This window comes from Alteromonas sp. KUL42 (genome assembly GCF_006538325.1).
Taxonomy (GTDB): Bacteria; Pseudomonadota; Gammaproteobacteria; order Enterobacterales; family Alteromonadaceae; genus Alteromonas.
Genome location: NZ_BJKK01000041.1, coordinates 1 through 1,584, shown reverse-complemented (window position 1 = coordinate 1,584; position 1,584 = coordinate 1). Strand labels below are relative to the sequence as shown.

The following is a 1,584-nucleotide window of genomic DNA, read 5'->3' as shown; positions in this document are numbered from 1 at the left end:
ATAGACACAATGACTCCCTGAGAAATGCTAGCCTCCGCATTTTCGTGGGTTAGCTGAAAGCCAGTGCCATAATTAGTTTGCTTAAGACTAAATCATTTGGAGGCTAGCATGAACAAACATAACATGATTTTTATCGGTTTGGATACGCATAAAGAGTTTCATGAGGTTGCTTATTGTGAAGAACAACGTGGGGCTGTACCTATTCATTATGGCCGCATCCCCTCGTCTAAGGTCAGTGTGAAAAAGCTACTTCGTCAGTTTGAATCTAAATATCCTGGCGCAACACTTCACGTTGTTTATGAAGCTGGACCGTGTGGTTATTGGATTTACCGCCTCATTACCAGTCTCGGGCATTGTTGCTATGTGGTCGCCCCTTCTCTCATTCCTAAAAAACCAGGAGAGCGAATTAAAACCGACCGCCGAGATGCACTTAAACTCGTTAGGTCACTAAAGTCTGAAGACCTGACACCCATCTATGTGCCTGAGCCAGAAGATGAAGCGGTTCGTGATTTATCACGTGCTCGTGAAACGGCAATGAAGGATTTAAAAGAAGCAAAGTATCAACTCAAAGCCTTATTACTGCGTAACAACATACGTTATGAAGGCACTGCCAACTGGTCGAAGAAACACCTTCGCTGGCTCACCGAACTGATATTGCCTCACCCAGCCCAGCAAATTGTCTTGCAGGAACAACTGCAAACCATTGAGGAACGTATCCGGCGACTGGAAAGGCTCGACAATGAGTTAACCCACCATGTACACCAATGGCGTTATTATCCGGTAGTGAAAGCCGTTCAGGCGATGCGAGGTGTTCGATTGCTCGTTGCTGTTGGTGTGGTGGCAGAGCTCGGTGATTTACACCGTTTCGACCATCCAAGAAAACTCATGGCATATTTAGGTTTAGTCCCCAGCGAACAATCATCAGGCGGAAAGCGGCACCTAGGCGCTATCACTAAAGCGGGAAATGGCCGAGCAAGGCGTATGCTGATTGAAGGTGCACACAGCTATCGTTATCCAGCAAATGTCTCTACCGAATTACAGTTAAGACAAGAAGGCTTACCCAAAGACATCGTCGATATTGCTTGGAAAGCACAGCTTCGCTTGTGCAAACGCTATCAGCGAATGAGTAAAAAAGGCAAACACTACAACCTAATCATTACCGCAATAGCCAGGGAAATGGCCGCATACATCTGGGCTATAGCAAAAGAAGTAGTACTTACACCGGTTAATCCAAAATTACGGTTAAGTAGAGTACCTGCATGATAAACGAGTTTGAGCTAACGCATTCGGATCAGGCCGCGGAATGTGGCACAACCTACGAGGGCGTTATGATGGCAATCACTTAACCGTGATTGATCCACGAGCATAGACTGATGAGAAGGTGACCACGGCGGAGTGAGTAAGGTAGGCGCTGTTCATTATAATTAATGAATAATCCACGAATACCAGCATGATAACCGACGACATTACTGCCTCATCCGGTGCGTTAGTTCATTTATTATGAGCGAGAAATATAACTAATTATGGGCTGGAAGAATGTCAGGAAAGCACTCGTTCAGGGTTGACAAAGGGAGTCATACCAAC

1 protein-coding gene is annotated in these 1,584 nt (G+C 45.7%); it reads left to right on the top strand.

Features of this window, described 5'->3' with window-relative positions:
- Positions 1–108 precede the first annotated feature (108 nt).
- Positions 109–1,263 carry an IS110 family transposase gene (locus tag EYR97_RS21760; RefSeq protein WP_131095853.1) on the top strand — a complete coding sequence of 385 codons (1,155 nt, stop codon included), beginning with the start codon at positions 109–111 and terminating at the stop codon, positions 1,261–1,263.
- Positions 1,264–1,584 lie beyond the last annotated feature (321 nt).